3 protein-coding genes are annotated in these 2,241 nt (G+C 66.3%); all 3 read right to left on the minus strand.

Going from position 1 to position 2,241, the window contains the following annotated elements; all coding sequences use genetic code 11:
• Window positions 1-404 (minus strand): 6-phosphogluconolactonase (locus JOY90_RS27220; protein WP_291694195.1); only part of this gene is annotated, 404 nt, incomplete at its 3' end.
• Between the two features lie 9 nt (window positions 405-413).
• Window positions 414-1,232 carry a Cof-type HAD-IIB family hydrolase gene (locus JOY90_RS27225; protein ID WP_291694196.1) on the minus strand — a complete coding sequence of 273 codons (819 nt, stop codon included), beginning with the start codon at window positions 1,230-1,232 and terminating at the stop codon, window positions 414-416.
• Between the two features lie 19 nt (window positions 1,233-1,251).
• The coding region (gene zwf, locus JOY90_RS27230) for a glucose-6-phosphate dehydrogenase (protein WP_291694197.1) at window positions 1,252-2,241 on the minus strand (990 nt) is incomplete at its 5' end.

A 2,241-nucleotide genomic window follows, 5' to 3' on the forward strand; every position in this document is an offset into this window, starting at 1 on the left:
GGATCGAGAGCCGGCGCGCCATAGATCTCATTCAAGGTCCGCTCGTAGCGCCGGGCGGCGTCCTCGGGGTCCCCGTCGGTCGGCATGGGAAAGATGTTCTCCGGCGGCACCGGCGCCTTGGCGAGCATCGCCTCCCGCGCCATGCGATAGTTGCTCTCGGGATGGTCGTACGGCACGAAGCGCTCGTCACCCCAAAACCAATAGACCCGCCGCCAGGGGAAACGGTCCCTGAACTCATCCGAGGCCAGAAGACCGTAGAGCGCTTTGGGCGTCGAGCCGCCGGAGAGCGCGACCCGGAAGGGTCCTCTTGCCGCGGACGCCGTCGCGGTCATCCACTCTGCCGCGCGGCGTGCCAGCGCTGGCGGGTCCGCGAGCACCTCGATACGGCCGACAAACCGGTCCATGCTACCCTCCTAACTGACGGACGGCAGAACGAAGCGCTCGATCGCCTTGGCGAAGCCTTCGTCGTTGTACGAAGCCGTCGTTACATCGGCCTGCGCCTTGACCTGATCCGAGGCGTTGCCCATGGCGATGCTGAGCCCCGATCGCTTGAACATCAGGACGTCATTCGGCTGGTCGCCTATCGTGGCGATCTCCTCGGACGGCACGGCCAGGTGGGCGGACAGATAAGCGACCACCGCGCCCTTGTTCGCGTCCTTGTGGGTGACGTCGAGGTAATAGGGCTGCGAGCGGTTCGCCGTCGCGCGCTCACCGAAGGCGGCCTGCGCATCCGCCTCGCAGCGCCGGACCCGGTCGAGATCGTCGCTGACGCCGACGATCTTGGCGACCGTGTCAAGCCTGCCGTCGAAATCCGCCACCACCGTCGGCTCGAACTTGACCGTCCAGGCTTCCCGTGCGACATGCGGGGCGCCCGATTGGGTGATCAGCCAGTCATTGCCGCTATAGACCCAGGCATCGAGGCCGTGCTCGCGAATGAGCGCGAGACCTTGGCGGGCGATGTCGGGTTCCACCGTCTTCTGTTCGAGGATCGACAGATCGCGCCGGACGAACAGCCCGCCGTTGAAGCCGGCGATTGGCGTCCCCAGAGCCAGCGCGTCGAACAGCATCGCCATGCCACGCGGTGGCCGACCGCTGGTGATGGCGAAGCGGATCCCAGCGCGGTGCATCGCCCGAACGGCGGCCTGCGCGCGCTCCGTCAGTACCTTCTGCTCCGTGACGAGGGTGCCGTCGACATCGGCAACCACGAGGGAGATCTTGCGTTTCTCGCCCATCGGCGCCTCCACGTTTTGGTCAAGCGAGGGAGCGCCAGGCGCGGCCATCGCGCGCCAGCAGCTCGTCGGCCGCCGCCGGGCCATTGCTGCCGGCGGCGTAGTTCGGAAAATCCCGCGGTGGATGGTTCGCCCAGGCATCGAGGATCGGCTGCACCGCCTGCCAGCCCGCCTCGATGTTGTCGGCGCGCTGGAACAGCGTCGCGTCGCCGATCATGCAGTCGTAGATCAGCGTCTCGTAGCCCGTACTGGGCGCCATCTTAAAATAATCCTTGTAGGCGAAATCCATCCGGACGCTGTCCAGCGTGACGGTCGGGCCGGGCTGCTTGGCGGCGAGGTGCAGCCCGATCCCCTCCTCGGGCTGGATGCGCAGGATCATCCAGTTGGGATGGAGCCGCTCCACGTCGGTGCCGCGGAACAGCGTATAGGGTGCCTGGTGGAAGCGGACGGCGATTTCCGTCAGCCGCCGCTTCATGTATTTGCCGGTACGCAAATAGAACGGCACGCCGGCCCAGCGCCAGTTGTCGATGTGGAGCTTGCATGCGATCAACGTCTCGGTCGCCGAGCCCGGCGCCACATCGGGCTCTGCCCGATAGGCGTTGGCCGGCCTGCCCAGCACGGTGCCGGCGCCATACTGGCCGCGCACGGCATTGCGCAACGCTTCCGCTTCCGACATCGGGCGGATCGCCTGAACGACTTCGGCCTTTTTCGCCCGGACGGCGTCGGCGTCGAACGAGATCGGCGGCTCCATTGCCGTCATGGCCAGCAGCTGGAACAGGTGGTTGGGCACCATGTCCCGGAGCGCGCCGGTCCTCTCGTAGAATTTGCCGCGTCGCTCGACGCCGACGGTCTCGGCCGCGGTGATCTGGATGTGGTCGATATGCGCGCGATTCCAGATCGGCTCGAATATGCCATTGGCGAAGCGCAGCGCCATGACGTTCTGCACCGTTTCCTTGCCGAGGAAATGGTCGATCCGGTAGATCTGGCGCTCGCCGAGCGTCTTCAGGAGCTC

It is taken from the genome of Bradyrhizobium sp., from assembly GCF_019242285.1.
Taxonomy (GTDB): domain Bacteria; phylum Pseudomonadota; class Alphaproteobacteria; order Rhizobiales; family Xanthobacteraceae; genus Bradyrhizobium.